Below are 23294 nucleotides of genomic sequence, written 5' to 3'. Positions count from 1 at the left end.
CGGTTTTCCGATCAGATCATGCTCAAAAACAAGGACCTGGATCAGGAGATATCGAGATGAGCAAGCAGAAGACCCAGATCGGCGAAGGCGCCATGGTCGAATACGTCACCGCGATGATCGGCGGCCAGCTGTTCGGCCTGCCGATCTCCCGCGTCCAGGACGTGTTCATGCCCGAGCGCGTCACCCGCGTTCCCTTGTCCTCGCGCGAGATCTCGGGCGTCCTGAACCTGCGCGGCCGCATCGTCACCGTGGTCGACATGCGCGCCCGTCTCGGCCTGCCCCGGGACGAGGACGGCAAGACCCCCATGGCCGTCGGCGTCGATCTGCGCGGCGAATCCTATGGCCTGCTGATCGACCAGATCGGCGAGGTGCTGCGCCTGCCCGAGGACAGCAAGGAAGAGAACCCCGTCAACCTCGACCCCCGCATGGCCAAGCTCGCCGGTGGCGTCCACCGTCTCGACGGCCAGCTCATGGTCGTCCTCGACGTCGATCGCGTCCTTGAGCTCGCGCCCGAGATGATGGCGGCCTGATACGCCGGCGCACCGGCCGACGTATCTGTAATTGGAAGTACCCCGCACAGGGGATAGGAAGCAGAGGTTCACATGCGAACTTGTCTCGTCGTTGATGATTCCAGCGTCATCCGCAAGGTTGCGCGCCGGATCCTGGAAGGCCTCGACTTCCAGATTCTCGAAGCCGAGGACGGTGAGAAGGCCCTGGAGGCCTGCAAGCGCGGACTGCCCGACGCTGTGCTGCTCGACTGGAACATGCCTGTCATGGACGGCTACGAATTCCTCGGCCATCTGCGCCGCATGCCCGGCGGCGACCAGCCGAAGGTGGTGTTCTGCACCACCGAGAACGACGTCGCGCACATCGCGCGCGCGCTGCATGCCGGCGCCAACGAATACATCATGAAGCCGTTCGACAAGGACATCGTGACAGCGAAGTTCCAGGAAGTCGGCTTGATCTGAGCGAACACCGGAGGCTGGACGGCTCCTTCGGCGTTTGTCTTCAACTAAACCGTTTCAGTCTGAGTTGGTGAGTAATGAGTGTTGCGTTCGCAGGTAATTCGACCATGAGCCCGTCGCGTGAGGCCGGGCCGCTGCGGGTGATGGTCGTCGACGACTCCGTCGTCATACGCGGTCTGATCTCGCGCTGGATCGGAGCCGAGCACGACATGGAGGTCGCGGCGTCGCTGCGCACCGGGCTCGAGGCGGTCAACCAGCTCGAACGCATCAATCCCGACGTCGCGGTGCTCGATATCGAAATGCCCGAGCTCGACGGCATCTCGGCGTTGCCGCAACTGCTGGCGAAGAAGCGCGATCTCGTCATCATCATGGCTTCGACGTTGACCCGCCGCAATGCGGAGATCAGCTTCAAGGCGCTGTCGCTCGGCGCGGCCGACTACATTCCCAAACCGGAATCGACGCGCGAGACGTCGGCCGCTGATATCTTCCATCACGACCTGATCCAGAAGATCCGTCATCTCGGAGCACGGCTGCGCCGCAAGCCGGCGGTGGCGAGCCCGCCGCTCGCGCCCGCGAGCCCTGCCGCACCGCTCGCGCGTGCACCGGTTGTTGCGCGGCCTGCCGCGCCCGCGCTTGCTCCGGCTCCGCATGCCCCGTCGTCGGGTCCGCTCTCCACGCGTCCGTTCTCGACCCAGGCGCCGAAGGTGCTGCTGATCGGCTCCTCGACCGGTGGCCCGCAGGCGCTGATGGCGCTCGTCACCGAGCTCGGCCCCGTCATCGACCGCTTCCCGGTGCTGATCACCCAGCACATGCCGCCGACCTTCACCACCATTCTCGCCGAGCATCTGGCGCGTTCGAGCCGCAAGCCGGCAGCCGAGGCTGTCGATGGCGAGCCGGTCAAGCCGGGTCGCATCTATCTCGCTCCGGGCGGCAAGCACATGCGCGTCGCGCGCAGCGGCGCTGAGGCCGCGATCGCGCTCGACGATGGTCCCGCCGTCAATTTCTGCAAACCCGCGGTCGATCCGCTCTTCACCTCCGCCATCGACATCTGGCACGGCAACATCCTCTCCGTGATCCTGACGGGCATGGGCTCGGACGGCATGCGCGGCGGTAAGGACATCGTCGCAGCCGGTGGCAGCGTGATCGCGCAGGACGAAGCCTCGAGCGTGGTCTGGGGCATGCCAGGTGCGGCTGCCCATGCCGGCATCTGCGCGGCGATCCTGCCGCTCAACCAGATCGGTGCCAAGGTCAACCGCCTGTTCGCGGGAGACCGCTCGTGACGCCCGCGGACTACGACTATCTGCGCAAGTTCCTGAAGGAACGTTCCGGTCTCGATCTCTCGTCCGACAAGCAATATCTGGTCGAGAGCCGCTTGCTGCCGCTGGCCCGCAAGGCGAGCCTTCCCGGCATTCCCGATCTGGTTCTGAAGATCAGGAACGGCGATGGCCGTCTTGCGACCGATGTGGTCGAGGCCATGACCACCAACGAGACGTTCTTCTTCCGCGACAAGATCCCGTTCGATCATCTGCGCGACAGCATCGTGCCCGGCCTGATCCAGGCTCGCGCCGCGCGCAGGTCGCTGCGGATCTGGTCGGCGGCCTCCTCGACGGGGCAGGAACCCTATTCGATCGCGATGTGCCTGAAGGAGATGGGTGCTGCGCTGGCTGGCTGGCGCGTCGAGATCGTCGCGACCGACCTCTCGCAGGAAGTGCTGGAGAAGTGCAAGGCCGGCGTCTACAGCCAGTTCGAGGTGCAGCGCGGCTTGCCGATCCAGCTGCTGATGAAATACTTCACGCAAGCGAGCGACGTCTGGCAGCTCAATGCCGATGTCCGTGCGATGGTCCAGTTCCGCCAGCTCAACCTGTTGCAGGACTTCTCTCATCTCGGCACGTTCGACGTGATTTTCTGCCGCAACGTGCTGATCTATTTCGACCAGGACACCAAGGCGATGATCTTCGAGCGCATGGCCAAGGGCCTGGAATCCGACGGCGCGCTGCTGCTAGGTGCCGCCGAATCCGTCGTCGGCATCACCGACGCGTTCCGCCCCGTGTCCGACCGTCGTGGCCTCTACCAGCTCAATCCCGCGCGCTCCGGCCGGGCGATGGGCGGCTTGATGCCGCAGCCACTGAAGGTCGCCGCGGCGCGGTGAGGTGCTTCCCTGCCCTCTCCCCTTGAGGGCCCTTTGTGGGCGAGGGGGGCTTCGCGAGAGCGAAGCCGGGTGAGAGGTCTCCATCCCCACGAACGGTTTTGCAGGTGGAGAGAACCCCTCATCCGGCGCTTCGCGCCACCTTCTCCCACAAGGGGAGAAGGGAAGAACAGCAAGCCTCACAAAATCGCATGCGGCAGAAACCGCGAGCTGTTGCCCGTGATCGGGCTCTCGTCCTCGCGGATCGAAAGCCCGCACGGCTCGTGGTCCACCAGCCAGCTCCCGACCACGGGATAGACGCCGGAAAAATTGGGCAGCGGCGACAGCGCCTGGCGCACAAAGCCTTCGGCGCCGTAGGGACCTTCATGCTCGTCAAGTGACATTCCGCCGGATACCAGCGTGACATTGGCGCCTTCGCGCGACAGCAGCGGCTTGCGGACATAGGAGTTGCCGAGCTCGGCAGCGCGTGGGTCATCCTCGAAGAACGCCGGCAGCAGATTGGGGTGGTTCGGAAACATCGCCCAGAGCAGTGGCAGGATGCCCTTGTTGGAGAGCACTGCCTTCCATGGCGGCTCGATCCAGCGCGTCGGCGCGCCCCTGAGCTTCGCCCCGAACGCGTCGTGGAACATCCACTCCCAGGGATAGAGCTTGAAGACCAGCTCCATGTCGCCGTTATCGAGGTCGACGAAGCCGCCGCCCTCGTCGCGCCAGCCGATATCTTGGATGTCCAGCAGCGTCGTGGAGAGGCCCGCCTGGCGCGCGGTGTCTTCGAGATAAGCGAGCGTGCCGGCGTCTTCCTCGTTGCCCGTGGTGCCGGTGAGGTGCACATGCCTGTTCGCGGCAATGTCCTTCCACGCTGCGATCAGCCGCTCGTGGATCGAGTTGAACTGGTCGGCGCGCGCGGGGATGATACGCCGCTCGATCGCCTGCTCGAGCCAGGTCCATTGAAACACCGCGGCTTCGAAGATCGAGGTCGGCGTGTCCGCATTATACTCGAGCAGCTTGGCGGGCGTTGCGCCGTCAAACCTGAGATCGAGCCGGCCGTAGAGGCTGCGGTCGTCGCGTTCCCAGCTCTCGGCGATGACGTCCCAAAACGCTTCCGGAATCTTGAGACGCCGCAGGTGCTGCTCGTCGCCGATCACACGGCCGGCAAGCTCGAGGCACATCGCATCGATCTCGCCGGTCGGCGTCTCGATGGCGCGTTCGATCTCGTCGAGCGTGAAGGCGTAATAGGCGTGTTCGTCCCAATAGCGCTCGCCGTCGATGGTGTGGAAGGCGAAACCGCATTGTTCGGCGGTCTGCTGCCAATCGTCGCGCTCGGGACAAAGGATGCGCTGCATGAGTCAGCTGCCGCCCGAGAAGGCATGCGCGAACGAGCCGAAGCCGCCGCGCGTGACGCCGGCTGAGCCTCCATCGGACGAGCCTCCCGACGAGGAATGGGTTGAGGAGTCGCTGCTATAGAAGCTCGATCGCGACGACCAGTGCGAACCGCTGCCGCCAGATGAGCTGCTACTGCAGTTGGTGCTGGTCTGCACTGGCGCCGCCCCGGGGACTGACGCCCCGGGAGGTGTGGGGTCGCAGTTTCGCCGCGGCGTCAGCATGAAGGCTGTGGTGCCGACCGCGATCGTTCCCATCACCAGCAGTGCGACATGCCCCGAGCGCTTCACCGGCTCCCGCGGTGGTAGCGGCAGGTCCGCCGGCAGGCGCGGCCGGCGTTTGCCGAACTCCTGATTGGGAGGCTTGTTGACCATGTCAGTTCGCTACCATGTCAGTAGATCATGCAGGCGGCATTCAAAAGGCCCGCGGCAAGCGAGGACAGCCCGAGCCAGATGGCGGGCGCGAGCTCGCCTGCGGCGATCCGTCCCGACAGGTTCGGTACCGGGATCTTGACGATGTAGAACACGGCGACCTGCACGATCAGTGCGATGAAAGCCCAGACCAGGCAGTCCAGCACGTTGGCCGAATGGGCGATCGCGCTGAACAGCGGCGCCACGAAGCCGAGCAGGCTGAGGCCGAGCGCGATCGCCGCGGCAGGGTCGTTGTCGCGGATCAGCTGGAACTCGTTGTGCGGCGTGATCCGCGTGTAGACGAGCAGATATGCCACTATCGCGATCAGCCCGGTGCAGAAATAGACCAGGAAGGCGGGCAGGCCGGCGAGCGATTGCAGGATCATGAGGGGAGGTCCGACGGTTGCGGCGCAAATTCTGGCACGATCGCTTAGTCGCTGCACCGGGCCGCCAGGTTCGATCCCCAGAAACTACCGCCGCCGCGTGCGCGCAGGCGCCGCACAAAAATCCGGGCCGCATGAGACATGCTTCACAAATGCGTCTCGAGGTTGTGTGTGATAGTCTGAGGCATTGTTTTGCGGTCGCCCGGCATTTTCGATCGGCCGCGCTCATTCGAGGGATACTTCGTTCAGGTCAAGAATCTTGTTGAGTGAGGCTCAAAATGCCTATTGCCGAATACGAAGATTTCGAGCTCGAGATCGGCTCCGATCTGCCCGTGGGCGGCGGTCCTCAGCAATATTACGGCCGGGTCGTCAGGTCGCCGGCGGGCGAGGCGCCGAAGAGCCTGGTGAAGTTCTGGTTCTCCGCGCCCGGCGAGCTGGCCAAGCTGCGCGGCGAGCTGGAAAACGCCGTCCTCGAGATCGACGAGAAGAACCGCCAGGGCCCGACCACGCGCGGCGAGCAGGTGCTGCGCGATTTCGGCCGCGGCGTGTTTCGCAGCGTCTTCACCGACGTGCCCTCGATCCAGCGGATCTATGAGCGCAGCAAGGGCGCGGCGCAGGATCTGAGGATCAAGCTGCGCATCGAGGCCGCCGACCTTGCCGGATTGCCCTGGGAATATCTCTACGACGAAGACGACATGCCGGGCTTCGTCAGCCTGACGCGTCCCATCGTGCGCTATCTCGAGACCGCGGGCGGCGTCGGCCGGATGGGCGTCAAGGGACCGCTGCGCATCCTCGGCATGATCGCCGATCCCTCGACCAGCGAATGGCCGAAGCTCAACGTCGTCAAGGAGCGCGACCGCATCAACAAGGGCATCGATGCGCTCCAGCACGCAGGCAAGGTGGATTTCCAGTGGGTCCCCGGCGGGACCGGCAAAGACCTGATGAAGAAGCTGCTGGAAGGCGAGTGGCACATCTTCCACTTCATCGGGCATGGCGGGGTCGAGGAAGCCTTGCCCGGCGCGGGTGCCAGCGGCTTCGTCGTCATGGTCGACGAGGACGGCAAGCCGGTGAAGAAGTTCGCGTCCGACCTTGCGATGATGCTGACGGGAGCACGGCGCAGCCTGCGCCTGATCGTGCTCAATTGCTGCGAGAGCGCCAGGATCAATGTCGGCGACCGCTTCGGCAATCCTGCGATCGGCTTGATGAAGACCGGATGGCTGCCCGCCGTGGTGGCCATGCAGTTTCCGATCACCGACAACGCCGCGATCTCGATGTCGGAAGGATTCTACGCCGCGCTCGCCGGCAACCGTCCCATCGACGATGCGGTGACGCTCGCGCGCAAATTCATCCAGGAGAAGTCGCGGGTCGAGTGGGGCATTCCGGTCCTCTACATGCGCTCGCCGGACGGCCGGATCTTCGACGTCGAGGCGCCGCAGCCGCAGGTGGCGCCGCCCGAAGCGGCGCGGCCCTCGAAGGAGCTGCTGCAACAGCGCCGCGACGAGTTCATGGAGGCGCTGCTGATCGCCCCGACGACGATCGAGGCGCTGGAGGATTTGACACGCCGCGGACAGGAGCTGCACGGCCTCCTGGCCGACGATACCGAGCTCTCGGTCCAGCTCGCAAAGGTCTATTTCGATCTCGGCACGCTCCAGCACAAGCAGAAGCAGATCCCGAAGGCCGCGGCGAGCTTCGCCTATATGCTCAAGCTCGATCCGGCCAAGCCGGAATATTTCGTGCGAAGAGCCAATTTCAACGTCACGGTCGGTCTCTACGAGAATGCGCTGAGCGACATCACCGAAGCGATCAAGCTCAAGCCGAAGAACGCCGAGTTCTACTGGATCAAGGGCATCGTCAGCATGACGGCCGCCGGCACCGACGACAAGCGCGGCTATGTCGAGGAGGCGATCAAGGCATTCGGCACGGCGATCGCGACCAACGAGAACGAGCCGAAATATCTGGTGTCGCGCGCCAATGCCTATGCCCAGATCAAGGACGTGGTGAAGGCCCAGAACGATATGGACAGCGCGATTGCGCTGGCTCCCGACAATATCGATCTCCTGGTCCAGAAGGCCAAGATGGTCGCGCAGGCTGCCTGATTTCATGCGATCGCCGGATGCAGTGTCCGGCGCGCCTTTTCAACAGCGAACCCTAGCAATAGGAGTTCATCGTGCCGCTCGCTCATGTCGTCGACCCCTTGAATGCGATCTTCGAGTCCTTCGGCGGACCGCTTCTGGTCGTCTTGTTCTACTGGTTCCGCTTCCATACGATGAAGGGCACGCGCTCGTTCACGACGCGGCCGCTGTTCCTGTTCGGCCTCGCGGTCTTCATCACGCCGTTCCTGGTGATCTACGCCATTCTGCCCGACAAACTGTCGCCGCTCGCTTCGGTCTGGCTGCTGATGTTCGTCTGGCTCGTTCCGGTGGCGCCGAAGGCGTGGCGCAAATTCTGCCAGGAGCTGGCCGGCATTCCCGTCAGCGCGCTCGCGCTGCGCGAGACGCTGGCCGCCGCTCCCTTCCAGGTCGGTCCGGACGACATGCCGAGCCTGCAGCGCAAGCTGTCCAGGGTCGGCTACCAGGTCGAAGATTTCCGCGCCACGCAGTCGACCGCGATCCAGTCGCGCTTCCTCAAGATTTCCGCGCTGATGCTTCATCTGGAGCGCTGGGCCTCTGAGCATCAGGCCTTCATGGAGCGCAATTCCGATCTCTATGCGGAGCTGCTCGCGGTCTATGACGCGCTCTGCTTCCGCACCGTCCGCGTGCTCAAGAGCAGCGCCGAGATCTACGGTGCGATCATGGAGGACAGCCATGTCGAGCCCGACGACTGGCAGGCGCTCGACAAGCTCTCGACCCGCCACACCGTGGTCAGCCAGCTTCAGCTCGCCGCCCAGACCGCGGCCGGATGCATGCTGGAGGATCTGCGCAAGGACATGGACGCGCTGCTCAACAATCTGCTGCTGTTCGCCGCGCGCGCAGCTCTCGCCGGCGAATGGACCTTTGCCCGCAGCCGGCAGCGGCTTGGCGCGATCGGCTTCACGCTGGAGCCGGCGCCTCCGGGCTTTGCGAAATTCGTCGCGGTCGCGGCGGGCTTCGGCTTCGTCTGGTGCCTCGCCTGGCTGCTCGGGTCAGGCAAGATCGTCCACATGCCCGGCGACCAATATGTCGGCATGATGCGGACGCTGCTGATGACGCCGCTGTATCTGATCGTGAACTTCTGGCTGGTCTATTATTTCAAGCGGCAATACGCGTTCGCGAACGAGAACATTTTCGGCCGGCTGCCGGTCGGCTTCATCCTGACGATCGGCCTCTGGGGTGCGCTGATCCTGTTTCCCGTCCAGGCGGCGTTCGACTTCTACCAGTTTCCGCAAAGGCCCTATCTCGACGTCGTCCTGCACGAGCTGCCGGTTCTGATCTTCCCCTGGGGGATCGCGGCGATGGCGGCGCTGCTGGTGCAGGACTCGATCTGGGGCAAGCGGTCGCGCAAGACGCGGCGGATGCGCGATGGCCTCGTCTTCGGCGGCGGCATGACGGTGCTGCTGTGGCTGCTGCTCGCCATCCACAAGATCAGCCCGATGCCGGTGATGGATGTCGTCGACGCCGTCTCCGGCTGGACGTTCTTCTGGTCCTTCGTGCTGCCGACCTTCGCCTTCGGCTTCATCATCGGCTACGCGTTGATGGCCTGGCTGCGCGAGGCCGCCTCGCGCGTTCCGGTGAGGAGCCCGGCCATGGCCAGCCCCGTGCTCGCCGGCGCCTGACCAAGCCCCAAAAAACAAAACCCCGCCATTTGCGGCGGGGTCCAGGCTGGGAGGAGCGAGCCCGTGGGGCTCGCGACGTAAACGGATCAGGCGGGGATGCGCTCTTCGTGCTCGTGCGGCTCGCGCAGCACGTAGCCGCGGCCCCACACGGTCTCGATGAAGTTGCGGCCCTCGGACGCGTTGGCGAGCTTCTTGCGGAGCTTGCAGATGAAGACGTCGATGATCTTCAGCTCGGGCTCGTCCATGCCGCCATAGAGGTGGTTGAGGAACATTTCCTTGGTCAGGGTGGTACCCTTGCGGAGCGAGAGCAGCTCCAGCATCTGGTACTCCTTGCCGGTCAGGTGCACGCGCTGGCCGCCGACTTCGACCGTCTTGGTGTCGAGGTTGACGACGAGGTCGCCGGTCTGGATGACCGACTGGGCGTGACCCTTGGAGCGGCGCACGATCGCGTGGATGCGGGCAACCAGCTCGTCCTTGTGGAAGGGTTTGGTCATGTAGTCGTCGGCGCCGACGCCGAGACCCTTGACCTTGTCCTCGATGCCGGCGAGGCCGGAGAGGATCAGGATCGGTGTCTTGATCTTGGAGACCCGAAGCTGCTTGAGCACATCGTAACCGGACATGTCGGGCAGGTTAAGGTCGAGAAGAATAATGTCGTAATCGTATAATTTACCGAGATCGACGCCTTCTTCCCCCAAATCGGTCGTGTAGACGTTGAAGCTCTCAGACTTCAGCATCAGCTCGATCGACTGCGCGACGGCGCTGTCATCTTCAATCAGCAAAACGCGCATGCCAGTTCCCCATAGTCGCCGCTCCTGGGCGTCAGGTCGGCCGCATTCGCGGCACTCAACAAAACGCCTTTGAACAACTGATTCGGATCCTGACAACAGATGGTTAACAAATCCTGATTCTGGAACGCAAGTCCCCCCGGTGCAATTTTTCTCGAATCGCCCTAAGGTCTTGCGCGCGAAGCAGCTTTCGTTATCCGGCTCCGTTCAAGTTCCACTTTAAGAGACGGGCCTAACCGACTCCCGCGACTCAGCCTTCTTCTGAAGGGGAGCCACGCTCAGTCACAAAGACAGTGACGCAATGATTAATGATGCGGGTAAACACGAAGTTAAGCGCCGTTCAGAAATATGGCGAAATTTAAGGGTTTCCCCGTGAGGCCCCGGATATCGAAGGCGACCACCTTGATGAAGGCTGTCGTGAAGGCGCGCTCTTGATCAAGGCCCCGCTATGAAGGCTGCTCCATGAAGGCTGCTCTATGAAAGCCCTTGCCGAACAGATCGGCGATATCGACGGCATCAACATCTATGGCCGCGTGGTCGGCGTTCGCGGGTTGATGGTCGAGGTGGCCGGTCCGATCCATGCGATGTCGGTCGGCGCGCGCCTCGTCATCGAGACCGGCGCCAACCGCTCGATCCCTTGCGAGGTGATCGGCTTCTCCGGCAGCAATGCGGTGGTGATGCCGTTCGCCGGCCTCGACGGTGTGCGCCGTGGCTGCAAGGCCGTCATCGCCAATGCCGCCAATCAGGTGCGTCCGTCGCCGGCCTGGCTCGGCCGCGTCGTCAATGCGCTGGGCGAGCCGATCGACGGCAAGGGGCCGTTGCCGCAGGGCGCCTCGCCGATGCCGTACCGCAATTCGCCGCCGCCGGCGCATTCGCGGAAGCGCGTCGGCGCGCCGCTCGATCTCGGCGTGCGCGCCATGAACACCTTCCTCACCTGCTGCCGCGGCCAGCGCATGGGCATCTTCGCCGGCTCTGGCGTCGGCAAGTCGGTGCTGCTGTCGATGCTCGCGCGCAACGTCGATGCCGCCGTCAGCGTCATCGGGCTGATCGGCGAACGCGGCCGCGAGGTGCAGGAATTCCTGCAGGACGACCTCGGCGAGGAGGGCCTCGCACGCTCCGTCGTGGTGGTTGCGACCTCCGATGAGCCGGCCTTGATGCGGCGGCAGGCCGCTTATCTGACGCTCGCGGTCGCCGAATATTTTCGCGACGAGGGCCAGGACGTGCTCTGCCTGATGGACTCCGTGACGCGCTTTGCCATGGCGCAGCGCGAGATCGGCCTGTCCGCCGGCGAGCCGCCGACCGCCAAGGGCTATACGCCGACCGTTTTCACCGAGCTGCCAAAGCTGCTCGAGCGCGCCGGCCCGGGCCTCGGGGAGGGCGCCATCACCGCGATCTTCACGGTGCTCGTCGATGGTGACGATCACAACGAGCCGATCGCGGACGCCGTCCGCGGCATTCTCGACGGCCACATCGTGATGCAGCGCTCGATCGCCGAGCGAGGCCGCTACCCCGCCATCAACATTCTCAAATCCGTCTCCCGCACCATGCCGAAATCGGCCGACCCGCAGTTCTGGCCTGTTATCCAGAGGGCGCGGGCGGTGATGGCGACTTACGCCGATATGGAAGAGCTGATCCGGCTCGGGGCCTACCGGGCGGGCTCCAGCCCCGAGGTCGACGAGGCCATCCGCCTGCACGAGCCGCTCGAAGCCTTCCTGCGCCAGCGCAAGGACGAAAATGCCTCGCTGGCCGACGGCTACCGCCAGTTGGCGCAAATCCTCGGTAATTTGGAAACGGAACGCTAACTTTGTCCCGTCATCATCCGTTCCCACAGAGTAGCAGAGCCGGTCTTGGCCCTGACGGGGCCAGTGGGGAGACCGGTGTCGTCCCAATGTGTGTATGTCTTGCAGCCAAGGGACTTCTGGGGAGTACGAGTCGATGAAGTCACGTGATACCCTCATCCGCCTGAAGAAGTTTCAGGTCGACGAGAAGCGCCGCCGGGTCGCCCAGATCGAGTCCATGATCGCCGACTTCCAGCGGATGTCGACCGATCTCGATCGCGAGATCCAGACCGAGCAGGACCGCGCCGGGATCAACGACCCCGCGCATTTCGCCTATCCGACCTATGCCAAGGCCGCCATCCAGCGCCGCGAGAACCTGACCCGCTCGGCCGACGAGCTGAAGGGCCAGCTCGAGGAAGCCAAGGCCGCGCTCGGCGAGGCTTTCGAGGAGCTGAAGAAGGTCGAGTTGCTGGACGAGCGCGACCAGGCCCGCGAGCGCGCCGAGGAAAACGCCCGCGAGCAGGCTGATCTCGACAGCATCGGCCTGATGCGCTCCCGGATCGGCGCCGTCGCCTAAGCGGCAGCCCGCAGTCAAAACCTCCAGGAATTTGCGAGCCCGGACCCGCAAGGTCCGGGTTTTTGCGTGTCCTGTCCACAGCGCGGCGCACCGCCTCTTGGTGACGGGCTCGGCCGCGCGCTATGGTGGCGGCAATGAATGCTGTGCCAGCGACGGCGGTGTCCACCTCTCCCTTGGGCGAGGTCGGCGCGGAGCGCCGGGTGAGGGGTTACGGTCTCCCGTTAGCCCTCCGCCCCCTCACCCGATTTGCTGCGCAAATCGACCTCTCCCCGTCGGGGAGAGGTGAAGCGAGGCGCCACGCCGCGCGTTGGGGGGCTGAATGCTGACGCCAGCAGAGCTGGTCGGGCTGATTGAGGCGGTGGCGAGGCGCGATCAGGCCGCGTTCGAGCGCCTTTACGCCGCCACGCGCGCGAAACTCTATGGCGTCGTGCTCCGTATCTTGCGCCGACAGGATCTCGCAGAGGAGGTCATTCAGGAGACCTACGTCAAGATCTGGAACAATGCCGGCCAGTTCAATGCGCAGCTGTCCTCGCCGATCACGTGGATGGCGTCGATCGCGCGCAACCGCGCCATCGATATCGTGCGCAAGAAGACCGAAGCCTCGATCGAGGAGGAGCCGCAGGCGATGGAAGTCGCCGCCGACAGTCCCGATCCCCTGGCGCGCCGGGAGATGTCCGAGGAGCTGAAGCGGCTCCTGGAATGTATTGGCCGGCTCGAGCCGGACCGCCAGCGGCTCGTGCTCCTCGCGTACTACAACGGCTGGAGCCGCGAGCAATTGGCGGAGAAATTCGCAGCGCCCGTCAACACGGTGAAGACGTGGCTGCGGCGCAGCATGCTGGATATCCGGGAGTGCCTCGGACTGTGAGGGCTTCGATCATGAGGGTGGTGTTGGACTGCAATTGATGGCCTACAGCGAGGACAATATCGCGCTTGCCGCGGAATATGCACTCGGCACACTCGATGCCGACGAGCGCGCGCAGGTCGCGGCCATGATGACGGTGGACCAGGAGTTCGCCGCGATCGTGCAGGCCTGGCAATTCCGGCTCGGCGTCCTCAACCAGATGGTCGGCACGATCGAGCCGCGGCCGATCGTGTGGGAGAACATCAAGCGCGAGATCGCACAGACGGTATCGACACCAGATTCGGAGCAAGGCTCGCTCGAGGCGCCGCCGGTGCTGGTGGATGCGCCGCCTCCGCCGTTGCCGGAGCTCTCGTCATCGGAGCTTTCATCGCGCGAGCCTTCCACCCAAGAGCCCTCGTCTCCAGAGCTGCCATCGCAGCAAGCTCCTTCGCCGGACGTGCAGCCGCCGGCACCGCCACGCTCCGACACTGACGTCATTTCCGACCTCGCGCCGCAATTCATTCCGCAGACCCATGCGCCCGACCCGCGCATTGCGCCGGTAACGCAGGTGCCGGTCGTCGACAATTCCAACGTGATCGATCTCGAGAGCCGTGTGAAACGCTGGCGCACCATCGCCTCCGCCGTGGGAGCGCTCGCGGCAGCACTGCTGGTGACGCTGTCACTCCAGATCCTTTCGCCCGATGCGCTGCCTGGCGCGCTGCGGCCCGCGCCGCGCATCCAGACCGTCGAGGTCAAGTCACCGTCTGCGCCGTCGTCCTTGCCCGCGCAATATGTCGCGCTATTGCAGGGCCAGAACGGTGGTCCCGCCTTCATCCTCACCATTGATGGCGCGACCAAGAACTTCACGGTGCGCAAGGTCGGCGCGACGCCCGAGCCGGGCAAGAGCTTCGAGCTCTGGCTGATCTCCGACAAGCTGCCGCGCCCCCGTTCGCTGGGTGTGATCGGAAACGGCGATTTCACGGCGCGTCCGGTCCTCGCGGGCTACGATGCCGACGTCGTCAATGGTGCGACCTACGCCGTCACCGTCGAGCCGTCGGGCGGCTCGCCCAGCGGCCAGCCGACCTCGGCCCCGGTGTTTTCCGGCAAGCTGATCGAGACCGTGCCGCCGTCCCAGCCGCAGGCGCCTGCGAAGAAGTAGGATTCATCCAAGCGCTAGCCGTCATCGCCCGCGAAGGCGGGCGATCCAGTACGCCGCGGGGGAAGTTGTGTGAACCCAATGACCGCCACGGCGTACTGGATACCCCGCCTGCGCGGGGTATGACCGAGTGGTTTGCGCGAATATCTGCGATGTCGCCATGGTCCATTCAGCCGTCGCAATCCGACAAGTCCGGCCAAATCCGCATCCGATTTGAACCTCTGTCCATTCCGCGGCGTCAAATGCCCGGAATTGCAGTCGGCACGACCGATCATGGTGCCGGGAAGGGGCTAGAAATCAAATGGATGCAGCCAAGCCGCCGGGCATTCTTGTCCACCAATATTCAGGCCTGCCGCAGGGGCCGGCGTTCGAACAATGGCGCGAGCGGGCGCTCGGGGCCTGTGGCCTCGAGATCGGGCCGAGCCATGGCGACAGCATCGATTGCCGGTTGCAGGTCAGCGTGGTCGACAACATCACACTCGCCATTCCCGAAGGGGCCTCCGCGCAATATTCGCGCACGCAGAGCGGCCTTGCCGACGGCAGTGACGATCTCGTGCTGATCGCCGCCCATGCCGGCCTCGTCAACGTCAGGCAGAACGGCCATACGGTCGAGCTCGCGCCGGCGCAGATGGTGCTGGCCGACATGAGCATCACCGGCAGCGTCGGTCACACCGACGAGAACCGCTTCACCACGATCCGCATGCCGCGCCGCGCGCTGCTCGACATCAATCCGCGCGCCGAGGACAAGCTGTCGCAGGTGCTGTCCGACGGCGCCGTCGCCGAGACCATCTTCCGCTATCACGGGCTCGCCGCGCATCAGGCGCCGCATCTCGACGCGGTCGGCCAGCGCCTGACCGCCCAGCACATGGTCGATCTCGTCGGCCTCCTGCTCGGCACCGATGCCGAGCATGCCGCGCTCGCGCGCGGCCGGGGTCATGCGGCGGCCCGTCTCGATCTCATGCGCGCCGACGTGATGGCGGCACTCGGCCGCAACGATCTCTGCCTGTCCGAGGTCGCGACCCGCTCTGGCCTGAGCCCGCGCCAGGCACAGCGGCTGTTCGAGCAGGCCGGCACCACCTTCACCGAATTCGTGCTGGAGCAGCGACTGCTGCTGGCGCGCAAACTGCTCGGCGATCCCCGGGCACGGGCGCGCAAGATCAGCGACATCGCGCATTCCTCGGGCTTCTCCGATCTGTCCTATTTCAACCGCGCCTTCCGCAAGCGCTTTGGCGCGACGCCGTCGGAACTGCGCGAGGCCTGAGCCTCCCGATTTTGTGCAGCCGCGCATCGCGGCTGTATTTGGTCGATCCGTCCGGATGAGCTATATCTGCCTGCGCGGGGCGGATCACCGGATCCCTGGAAGCATCGAAGTCAACGGACATGGCGCGTATCGTCGTGCTCGGCGCCGGGTTTGCGGGCCTGTGGGCGGCCATCGGCGCCGCGCGCCTGCGCGAGGCGATCGGTGATGCCGGCCGCGACATCGAGATCCGCCTCATCGACCGCAACCCCTATCACAACATCCGCGTGCGCAATTACGAGGTCGATCTCAGCGAGGTCGCGCTGCCGCTTGCACAGCTGCTCGATCCGGTCGACGTCGTGCATGGCATCGGCGAGGTCGAAGCCATCGACCCCGTGCGCCGCGCCATCTCGCTGGTCACGAGCAGCGGCAAGGAGAAGCTGGGTTACGACCGCCTCGTGCTCGCCCTCGGCAGTGAAGTGACGCGGCCCGATATTCCGGGCCTCGCCGAACACGCATTCGACGTCGACAGCTATGCTGCGGCGCTTCGTCTCGAGGGTCATCTCATCTCGCTCGGACGCAGCGCGCCGTCGCCGGGACGATCGACTGTCGTGGTTGTGGGCGCCGGCTTCACCGGCATCGAGGTTGCCGCCGAAATGCCTGAGCGCTTGGTGCGCGCGGGTATCCATGGCAGCCGGCGCATCGTCCTGGTCGATCCCAATCCGGCGGTCGGCGCTACGATCGGCGACCATGCACGCCCCATCATCGAGACGGCGCTTTCGTCGCTCGAAGTCGAGACGCGGCTCGGCGTGCAGGTCGCATCGGTCGACGCTTCAGGTGTTCGCCTGAACTCGGGCGAGTTCATCCCGGCGCAGACGGTGATCTGGTGCGCCGGCATGCGCGCGAGCCGGCTCGCCGAAAATTTTCCGGGCGCGCGCGATCGGCTCGGGCGCCTTTTGGTCGATCCGTTCATGCGGGTTGCGGATCTGCCCGGCGTGTTCGCCGCCGGCGACGTCGCCTCCAGCGTGGTTGATGGCTTGCATCCGACCGTGATGTCGTGCCAGTTCGCCCGCCCGATGGGCCGCTTCGCCGGCCACAATGTGGTGGCTGATCTGGTCGGCCAGCCGATGCTGCCGCTGCGGATCGACTGGTACGTCACCGTGCTCGACCTCGGCGATTGGGGCGCGCTCTACACCGAAGGCTGGGGTCGCGAGGTGCGCAACTCGGGTCAGGCCGCCAAGGCAACCAAGCAGACCATCAACCGCAAGCGCATCTACCCGCCGCTGACTGGCAGCAAGGACGACCTGTTCGCCGCCGCCGCGCCGATGGTGCAGGCGCCGCCGCCCACCTATGGGGCGCCGCGCCGATGAGCCGGGGGTGCGCAGCCCACAAGTCTCGGCGCGCTTCAGGTGTGCGCCTGTGGTCACTTGTCCGGCGTGCTTCGCAAGCGGCTCAGCTGCCCTTGCTTCGCAGAAGCGTCTCGGACGGCAGTTCTCCAAACGTGACCTTGTAGAGGTGCGATAGCTCGCCCATGTGCGAAAAACCGTTGGCGAAAGCCGCCGATGAAACCGACGTTGCCGGCATGCCCCGTGCGAGTTGCGCGCGCAGCGACCATAGTCTTTTGTTGCGGAGATGCTGATGCAGGCTCGCTCCGTGAATTGCCTGGACGGCCAGCTGCAGCGTTCGAACCGACGTTCCCAGCTCCCTGGCCAGGGCCTCGCTGTAAAGAGGAATCTCCGGATGCGAATGCGCAAATTCATCGAGCTTCGCAACCAGCTTGCGATGCCTTTCGAAGGCGCGTTGGCTTGAACGTCGATCGCTCCCGAGGACCAGCAGGTTATCCAATGCATCCATCAATTCATCCCGCAGCGTTTCCGCGACGAATGCAAATTGCCGGTGATCAATCGGCGTGCAAGACAAGGCGAACGCGCATCGAATGACGTGTTGCAGGCGCGCAAGCTGCTCGCCGCCCGCATCGTACAAATGCAATTTTCCTTCCGACTCCTCCCAGCCGCGATTCTGCATGTCGGAAGCGAACCTGATGACAGCGAAGGTATTCGGAGCGGGCTCGTGGAGATCGAGCAAAATCTCGCTTCTGAGCAATCCGACTTCGGACGCGCTCCATGTTCTCCCGTTGAACACGGCATGCGTAGGGTTGCTCATTGGCACGACGACGGTGCAACCCATCGCGTTCATCAAACCCGAGAGGGCGCGAGGCGATGTGTGCTCGAGCATGAGCAGCGCGCCCGGTAGCGCGGTAATGGCGCGACCGTAAAAATACGGCCCGAGCAAGGCGTGGCGCTCAATATCCAGGAATCCGATGGCCCGGAATTCGTCGGGGCTTGAAACGCGTTGCAGTCTCAGATGAGCAGATTGCTTCAGCTTCGAAAATGGCACGGGTCTGCACCGAGCTGTTGAGGGGATCAGTTTGACCGAATTCCGATAAGCACGGTCGTTGCGGGTTATATGATCATCGGCATACTAAAAGTACAATTGCTAATAATTGGAAACGCCGCATGTCCAAGGTCGTGCCCTTCAATCAACGGTCCGCACCATCGGCGGCCGTGGCAATGCAGCGCTTGCGTCGAATCTCGGCGGAGGTCGAGACTTTCGTATCCCGCATGCAGATCGAGAGCCTTACGCCGGGCGAGATGGCCAGAATTTTGCGGATTTTCGATACCGCCAACGCATGCATCCGGATCGTCCTGTCGGACTTCAGCCAAGAGCCGGCGGTCCATCAGCTCATCGAGCAATCACAAGGAATCAAAGTGCTGATCGAAGCCGCCCGGAAACGAATTGAGGGCCTGGTTGTTGCTCCGTCTCAAGTTTGCTCGGCCTAGATCGGGAGCACGAACGGCCTACGGCAAAACAATACCGGTCGAGCCGGCGGTAGCCAGATGACAGCTACACCGCCGATATCCGATCGCAAGTGCAAAGCAAGCTTCAATCTGAGCGCAGTCTACTCGCCAGACGGACTGCTGATCCAGTTCGACAACGGGACGATCTGGCAACGGGACTTGCCTTCACCAGCGCCGCTCCCCCGCCGGCGGTAAGTCGTTTTGACGTCTGCTTTAGCCGTGCCCCTCCTGACTTGGGCGGGGGAACGATTGATTTCTCTGTCACCGAGAGAAAAGGCACGCGAGGATCTGGCGGGCTTTGCACCGCAGCCCGTCTCGGGGGCGGACGCCTGGAAGAATGGAACGTCTCCGCAGTTTATCCCTCGGCGAGACCGCTCTGAGGAACAAACGCTGAGGAAAGCGTCACATCAGGCCGAGACTCCGTACCAGCATGTAGATCGCAACCGCGAATATGAGCGCCGCAAACACGGTGTTCAACGCGCCCTTGCGGCCAGCAAGGGAGGTTGCGGAGCGGGCGCCGAGAAGCCCTCCAACAACGCCGCCGACGATGAACAGCCCCGCGAGAGACCAATCCACAAGGCCGGACACGGCGTAGTTGGCCGCAGTTGTCAGCCCGAACGCGGTGACCGCCAGGAGAGAAGAGCCGACCGCGTACAAGATCGGCATGCCGGTGGCGGCGATCAGAGCGGGCACGATCAGGAAGCCACCGCCGATCCCGAAGAAGCCGGACAAGGCGCCGGTGGCGAGGCCCAAGCCCACGAGCTTCGGAAGATTTTCCCGATTGAGCCTCACCGACGGCTCTCCCTCGCCGGAACGGCCCCTCAGCATCAGCGCGCCCACGACCATCATGACAATGGCGAACAAGGCGAGAAGATTCTGACCGTCGATGATCTTGCCGAGAGTGGAGCCAAGAAAGGCGCCGGCGATGCCGGCGAGCGCGAACACCGAGGCGCAGCGCCACTTCACGTTGCCGGCGCGGACATGGTTCGCCAGGTTGGCGGCAGCGTTCGCCGCAACCGCGATGGCGCTGGTCCCGATCGCGACATGAGGATCCGCCACCCCGACCAGATAGATCAGGAGCGGGACGGCCAGAATCGACCCGCCGCCTCCGACCAGCCCGAGCGAGAAGCCGACCAGCGAGCCGGAGGCGACACCAAGCGCGCCTTGGGTCAGGGATAGCATCATGCGTTCCTCAATTGCCATCAGGCAGCGACGGCAGGCGGTCATCCGGCAATGCCGGGGCGCTCACATCAGGACGGCCATGCAACAAGGCGGCGACCGCCGCGACGATCAGTCCGGCACCGATCTGCGTTTGGCGTTGAGCCGGTGGCTCAACGGCACTCGCTTTCAACCGGCAGCCCCGCCTTGCGCCATGCGTCGAGCCCGCCTGCCACGATGAAGGCTTCGCAGCTTCGGTCCAGCTTCGATGCGAGGCGGGACGCATTGATCTGTGTGCGGGCGCCGCTCTTGCAGTGGAAGATGACCTGCTTGCCCTGATGCGCCGCTAGGTCGGCCTGGTCGAGTTTCGACAGAGGCAAGTTCCGAGCGCCCACGATCCGTTCGCGGGCGTGCTCATCGGCTTCGCGGATATCGATGAGGATCGCGCCCTTCTCGACGAGATTACGCGCTTGTGCGGGATTGATGGTGGGTAACGACATTCCTGGCTCCTTCTGTTGGCTTATCGGCTTTTCGCTCTGACAGGCGCGCAAAACAGCCTGTAGAACGTGGCGAAGAGCTGCTCGATGCGCGGATCGGCAATGCGATACCAGAGCGTTTGGCTCTCCCTTCGGAACGCGACGAGCCCCTCCTCGCGCATTTTCGCAAGGTGCTGGGACAGGGCCGATTGCGACAGGCCCACGGCTTCAGCGAGGGAACTCACGTTGTCCTCGCCGCATTCAACGAGCTTGCACAGGATCATCAACCGGCGCTCATTGGCCAGCGCCCGCAAGATGGCGGCAACCTCGACGGCCTGCTTCTCGAAGTTTTCCGGATCAAACGTTAGGGACGCCATCGGTCCATCTCTCTTACTTTAGATGTTGCTTATTTAGCTATTGCTAATATATCCGTCAAGACCAACCGGACGCTGACATCAGGAGGTTCCAGACATGTCACGACCCATCATCCGATCATTCTTCGACGAGCCGACCAACACGGTGAGCTACCTGGTCGGCGATCCCGCAACCAAAAAGGCCGCCATCATCGACCCGGTGCTCGACTACGACCACAGTTCGGGTGAGGCGGACACGCGATCCGTCGAGGCGATGCTGAAGGCTGCGGAAGATGCCGGCAACATCATCGAATGGGTGCTGGAGACGCACGCGCATGCCGACCATCTCTCGGGCGCGCCGTTCATCAAGGCAAAGACTGGCGCGAAGATCGGCATCGGGGAGCACATCAAGGATGTCCAACGCATCTTCCGGCCGATCTTCAACGCCACCGACGTGAAGACCGACGGCAGCGATTTCGATCATCTGTTCCGCGACGGCGAGCGCTTCAAGGTCGGCGAACTCGAGGTCGAGGTTCTCTATACGCCGGGGCACACGCCGGCAGACATCTCCTACAAGATCGAGGATGCGGTGTTCGTCGGCGACACTCTGTTCATGCCCGACTACGGCACCGCACGCGCCGACTTCCCCGGCGGCGATGCTCACAGGCTTTACCGTTCGATCAAGCGGCTGCTGGCGCTGTCGCCGGAAACGCGGCTGTTCATGTGTCACGATTACAAGGCCCCCGGCCGTGATACTTTCGCGTGGGAGACCACGGTACGCGAGCAGCGCGAGAACAACGTCCACGTCAAAGACGGCGTATCGGAAGACGAGTTCGTGGCCATGCGGCAGGCGCGCGACACCAAACTGTCGGCACCGAAGCTGCTACTGCCTTCCATTCAGGTCAACATCCGCGCCGGCAAATTCCCGCCGGCCGAAGCCAACGGGGTGCGCTATCTCGCGATCCCCGTGAAACTCAGGGGCGGCGCGCAGACCTGGGTGTAGGCCCCAGACGATCGTTCATGCCGCGGCACCGGTCGCTGATCAGACGTCGAACGTCAGCTCCGACCGAGTGCCGCTGCGCCCTTCGCGGTTCGATATGGTGAGCTTCGCTCCGACCTTGGCGAGCGCGAGCTTGACGATGGCAAGGCCCAGCCCACTTCCGATCGGGCTCCTCAGTCTACCCCGGAAGAAGCGCTTTCCGATTTGATCGAGTTCGTCGGCGGGGATCCCCGGCCCTTCGTCCTCGATGGCGATGGCATTGCCCCGGGCCATCCAGACGACCCGTCCCTCGCTGGTGTATTGCATCGCGTTTTCGTGCAGGTTCCGCAGCGCGAGCTGGAGGCAGTCGGCGTTCGTATTCAGCACCAAGGCCCGGACGCTGGCGTCGATCGTCACCGTCGTCCGTTCGTGCCTTGGCGTGGCGGCGACGATCTCCTCGAGAATCGGACCGACCGCGACCGGCGCCAAGGGTGCATCGACCGCTTCGGAGTCCAGCCTTGCGATCGTCAGCAGTTGGCGCACCAGGCGCGAGCTCCTGTCGACGGCTGTCACGATCTGTTCGAGCGCCCCGCGCAAGACCTTCGGGTCGTCGGCGGCCAAGGCCACCTGGGCCTGCGTCTTCAGGCCTGCCAGCGGCGTGCGCAGTTCGTGCGCCGCGAAGGCAGTCACTTCGCGTTCATGCCGACGCGCGGCTTCCACTCTGCTGAGAAGCCCGTTCAGGGCGACCGCGAGCGGCCTGACCTCGGTCGGAGCACGTTCGGTTTCGACGTGCCGCATGTCGTCCGGCTCGCGCGCGCCGAGGTCCTGAGCCATCTGCCGCAAGGGACGAAGACCCTGCCCCACGCTCGTCCAGATCGCCGCGCCGAGCAGCGGCGCGATCAGCAGCGCCGGCCACATGAGCCCCTTGATCAGGTCGGTCACCAGCCGCTCCCGCAGCCCAACACGGTCCCCCACCATCACGCGGAGATTGTGATCGGCATCCTCGACCGAGAACACGCGCCAGGGTTCGCCGTCGATGATCCGGTCCGAGAACCCTGAGGCGGCGGGTGAGAGCTGCTGATCGGGTGCGCCGCTCGATTTCGCGACCATGCGGCCATCGAGAGACCAGATCTGGCATGACAGTTGACGTTCGTAGCTGCCGAGGGGCTGCAGCGCGGCGGAAGTCGAGGCCCCGGGGAGAGCATCGAAGCTGGATGCCAGAGAGGCCACCATGCGCGCGGCCTCCTGCAGGCGCGTGTCGAGAACATGCTCAACTTCGTCCCTGGTTCCGACGTAGATCCAGACGACCGCCGCTAACCAGACGATCCCGGTGGCTGCGAGCAGCATCGCGAACAATCTCAGTCTCAGGGACCTCATCGGCCCGTCCCCATCCGATAGCCTACGCCGCGCAGCGTCTGGATCGCGTCTTTGCCGATCTTGTTGCGGAGATTATGGATGTGAACCTCGACCGCGTTGCTTTCGACGTCCTCTTGCCATCCGTAGAGGCGCTCCTCAAGTTCGGCGCGCGACCGGACCTGCTCCGGACGCTCCATGAGCGCCGCCAGGATCGCGAACTCGCGACGCGACAGGTTGATCGGCTCACCTGCGACGGTCACGGAGAGATCAGCAGGCGAGAGCACAATGGCGCCGTGGGTCATGGCCGGAGCCGCACGACCGCCTTCCCGGCGGACAATGGCGCGCAAGCGCGCAGCCAGTTCATCCAGATCGAATGGTTTCGCCAGATAGTCGTCGGCCCCTGAATCCAGCCCCGAAACCTTGTCGCCGACGCTGTCACGCGCGGTCAGAAGCAGGACGGGCGTTGCGTCCCGCCGACCCCGGAGCCTGCGCAGCAGATCCAGACCGCTTCCATCCGGCAGCATGATGTCGAGCACGACCGCGGAGTAGTGCGACGCCGCCAGCGCGTGGTCGGCGTCCTCGCAAGTTTCGACCGCGTCGACCGTCGCACCCGTCAACGACAGACCCGCCCGCAGACCGTCGGCCAGGATGGGATCGTCTTCGACCACAAGTATGCGCATCAGCACCTCCGAGGTTCCTCTCGGTCGC

The 23294-nt window shown here is 64.3% G+C and carries 24 protein-coding genes; 14 read left to right on the top strand and 10 right to left on the bottom strand.

Annotated features, from left to right (window positions below; translation table 11 throughout):
* The first annotated feature begins 56 nt into the window (after positions 1-56).
* The 4 genes from XH91_RS28735 (at position 57) to XH91_RS28720 (ending at position 3114) form a co-directional block, all read left to right on the top strand.
* Positions 57-530, top strand: coding sequence for a chemotaxis protein CheW (locus tag XH91_RS28735; protein WP_128953717.1), 474 nt, complete (start codon positions 57-59; stop codon positions 528-530).
* Positions 531-602: 72 nt separating this feature from the next.
* A complete protein-coding gene (locus tag XH91_RS28730; RefSeq protein ID WP_007600538.1) occupies positions 603-968 on the top strand; it encodes a response regulator in 366 nt (121 codons plus the stop codon).
* Positions 969-1042: 74 nt separating this feature from the next.
* Positions 1043-2245, top strand: a complete 1203-nt coding sequence (locus tag XH91_RS28725) for a protein-glutamate methylesterase/protein-glutamine glutaminase (protein ID WP_128953716.1) — start codon at positions 1043-1045, stop codon at positions 2243-2245.
* Positions 2242-3114 carry a CheR family methyltransferase gene (locus tag XH91_RS28720; protein WP_128953715.1) on the top strand — a complete coding sequence of 291 codons (873 nt, stop codon included), beginning with the start codon at positions 2242-2244 and terminating at the stop codon, positions 3112-3114. Before XH91_RS28725 ends, XH91_RS28720 begins: the two co-directional genes overlap by 4 nt.
* Positions 3115-3290: 176 nt before the next feature.
* On the opposite strand, the gene XH91_RS28715 is transcribed toward XH91_RS28720, so the two are convergent.
* Genes XH91_RS28715 through XH91_RS28705 form a run of 3 tightly spaced genes read right to left on the bottom strand, consistent with a single transcriptional unit; the run spans position 3291 to position 5284 of the window.
* The gene (locus tag XH91_RS28715) at positions 3291-4451 is read right to left on the bottom strand and encodes a glutathionylspermidine synthase family protein (protein WP_128953714.1); all 1161 of its coding nucleotides are present in this window, start codon (positions 4449-4451) and stop codon (positions 3291-3293) included.
* A 3-nt stretch (positions 4452-4454) separates the two neighbouring features.
* On the bottom strand, positions 4455-4862 hold the full coding sequence (locus XH91_RS28710) for a hypothetical protein (RefSeq protein WP_128953713.1): 408 nt from the start codon (positions 4860-4862) through the stop codon (positions 4455-4457).
* Between the two features lie 17 nt (positions 4863-4879).
* Positions 4880-5284, bottom strand: coding sequence for a DUF350 domain-containing protein (locus XH91_RS28705; protein ID WP_128953712.1), 405 nt, complete (start codon positions 5282-5284; stop codon positions 4880-4882).
* Positions 5285-5559: 275 nt separating this feature from the next.
* Between XH91_RS28705 and XH91_RS28700 the strand changes: the two genes are divergently transcribed.
* The gene (locus XH91_RS28700) at positions 5560-7377 is read left to right on the top strand and encodes a CHAT domain-containing tetratricopeptide repeat protein (RefSeq protein WP_128953711.1); all 1818 of its coding nucleotides are present in this window, start codon (positions 5560-5562) and stop codon (positions 7375-7377) included.
* A 71-nt stretch (positions 7378-7448) separates the two neighbouring features.
* Positions 7449-9032: a hypothetical protein gene (locus XH91_RS28695; RefSeq protein WP_128953710.1), complete on the top strand. Its 1584-nt coding sequence runs from the start codon at positions 7449-7451 to the stop codon at positions 9030-9032.
* 86 nt (positions 9033-9118) lie between these two features.
* Here the strand turns inward: XH91_RS28695 and ctrA are convergent, their stop codons facing one another.
* Complete coding sequence (ctrA, locus tag XH91_RS28690) at positions 9119-9820, bottom strand: response regulator transcription factor CtrA (protein ID WP_008138878.1); 702 nt, start codon at positions 9818-9820, stop codon at positions 9119-9121.
* A 473-nt stretch (positions 9821-10293) separates the two neighbouring features.
* On the opposite strand from ctrA, the gene fliI reads away from it, so the two are divergent.
* The 6 genes from fliI to XH91_RS28660 all read left to right on the top strand — a co-directional run bounded on the left by fliI (position 10294) and on the right by XH91_RS28660 (position 16776).
* On the top strand, positions 10294-11619 hold the full coding sequence (fliI, locus tag XH91_RS28685; RefSeq protein ID WP_128953709.1) for a flagellar protein export ATPase FliI: 1326 nt from the start codon (positions 10294-10296) through the stop codon (positions 11617-11619).
* Between the two features lie 133 nt (positions 11620-11752).
* On the top strand, positions 11753-12172 hold the full coding sequence (gene fliJ, locus XH91_RS28680; protein WP_128953708.1) for a flagellar export protein FliJ: 420 nt from the start codon (positions 11753-11755) through the stop codon (positions 12170-12172).
* A gap of 319 nt (positions 12173-12491) precedes the next feature.
* On the top strand, positions 12492-13037 hold the full coding sequence (locus tag XH91_RS28675) for a sigma-70 family RNA polymerase sigma factor (protein WP_128953707.1): 546 nt from the start codon (positions 12492-12494) through the stop codon (positions 13035-13037).
* Between the two features lie 37 nt (positions 13038-13074).
* Complete coding sequence (locus XH91_RS28670) at positions 13075-14172, top strand: anti-sigma factor (protein WP_128953706.1); 1098 nt, start codon at positions 13075-13077, stop codon at positions 14170-14172.
* Positions 14173-14470: 298 nt separating this feature from the next.
* On the top strand, positions 14471-15430 hold the full coding sequence (locus XH91_RS28665; RefSeq protein WP_128953705.1) for a helix-turn-helix transcriptional regulator: 960 nt from the start codon (positions 14471-14473) through the stop codon (positions 15428-15430).
* Between the two features lie 119 nt (positions 15431-15549).
* Positions 15550-16776 carry an NAD(P)/FAD-dependent oxidoreductase gene (locus XH91_RS28660; protein WP_128953704.1) on the top strand — a complete coding sequence of 409 codons (1227 nt, stop codon included), beginning with the start codon at positions 15550-15552 and terminating at the stop codon, positions 16774-16776.
* 82 nt (positions 16777-16858) lie between these two features.
* Here XH91_RS28660 and XH91_RS28655 read toward each other — a convergent pair whose 3' ends face one another.
* The gene (locus XH91_RS28655; RefSeq protein ID WP_128953703.1) at positions 16859-17803 is read right to left on the bottom strand and encodes an AraC family transcriptional regulator; all 945 of its coding nucleotides are present in this window, start codon (positions 17801-17803) and stop codon (positions 16859-16861) included.
* 119 nt (positions 17804-17922) lie between these two features.
* On the opposite strand from XH91_RS28655, the gene XH91_RS28650 reads away from it, so the two are divergent.
* On the top strand, positions 17923-18246 hold the full coding sequence (locus XH91_RS28650; protein ID WP_128953702.1) for a hypothetical protein: 324 nt from the start codon (positions 17923-17925) through the stop codon (positions 18244-18246).
* Between the two features lie 420 nt (positions 18247-18666).
* On the opposite strand, the gene XH91_RS28645 is transcribed toward XH91_RS28650, so the two are convergent.
* The 3 genes from XH91_RS28645 to XH91_RS28635 all read right to left on the bottom strand — a co-directional run bounded on the left by XH91_RS28645 (position 18667) and on the right by XH91_RS28635 (position 20275).
* Positions 18667-19446 carry a sulfite exporter TauE/SafE family protein gene (locus tag XH91_RS28645; RefSeq protein WP_164934293.1) on the bottom strand — a complete coding sequence of 260 codons (780 nt, stop codon included), beginning with the start codon at positions 19444-19446 and terminating at the stop codon, positions 18667-18669.
* A gap of 149 nt (positions 19447-19595) precedes the next feature.
* A complete protein-coding gene (locus XH91_RS28640; protein WP_245470752.1) occupies positions 19596-19922 on the bottom strand; it encodes a rhodanese-like domain-containing protein in 327 nt (108 codons plus the stop codon).
* Between the two features lie 20 nt (positions 19923-19942).
* The gene (locus XH91_RS28635) at positions 19943-20275 is read right to left on the bottom strand and encodes an ArsR/SmtB family transcription factor (RefSeq protein ID WP_128953700.1); all 333 of its coding nucleotides are present in this window, start codon (positions 20273-20275) and stop codon (positions 19943-19945) included.
* A 94-nt stretch (positions 20276-20369) separates the two neighbouring features.
* Between XH91_RS28635 and XH91_RS28630 the strand changes: the two genes are divergently transcribed.
* On the top strand, positions 20370-21254 hold the full coding sequence (locus tag XH91_RS28630; RefSeq protein WP_128953699.1) for an MBL fold metallo-hydrolase: 885 nt from the start codon (positions 20370-20372) through the stop codon (positions 21252-21254).
* Positions 21255-21293: 39 nt separating this feature from the next.
* On the opposite strand, the gene XH91_RS28625 is transcribed toward XH91_RS28630, so the two are convergent.
* Entirely contained in the window at positions 21294-22577 is a 1284-nt protein-coding gene (locus tag XH91_RS28625; RefSeq protein WP_430648562.1) for an ATP-binding protein, read from the bottom strand.
* A gap of 26 nt (positions 22578-22603) precedes the next feature.
* On the bottom strand, positions 22604-23266 hold the full coding sequence (locus tag XH91_RS28620) for a response regulator (RefSeq protein ID WP_128953697.1): 663 nt from the start codon (positions 23264-23266) through the stop codon (positions 22604-22606).
* Between the last annotated feature and the right edge of the window lie 28 nt (positions 23267-23294).

Source organism: Bradyrhizobium guangzhouense, assembly GCF_004114955.1.
Taxonomy (GTDB): Bacteria; Pseudomonadota; Alphaproteobacteria; order Rhizobiales; family Xanthobacteraceae; genus Bradyrhizobium; species Bradyrhizobium guangzhouense.
This window is presented reverse-complemented; position numbering and strand designations above follow the sequence as displayed.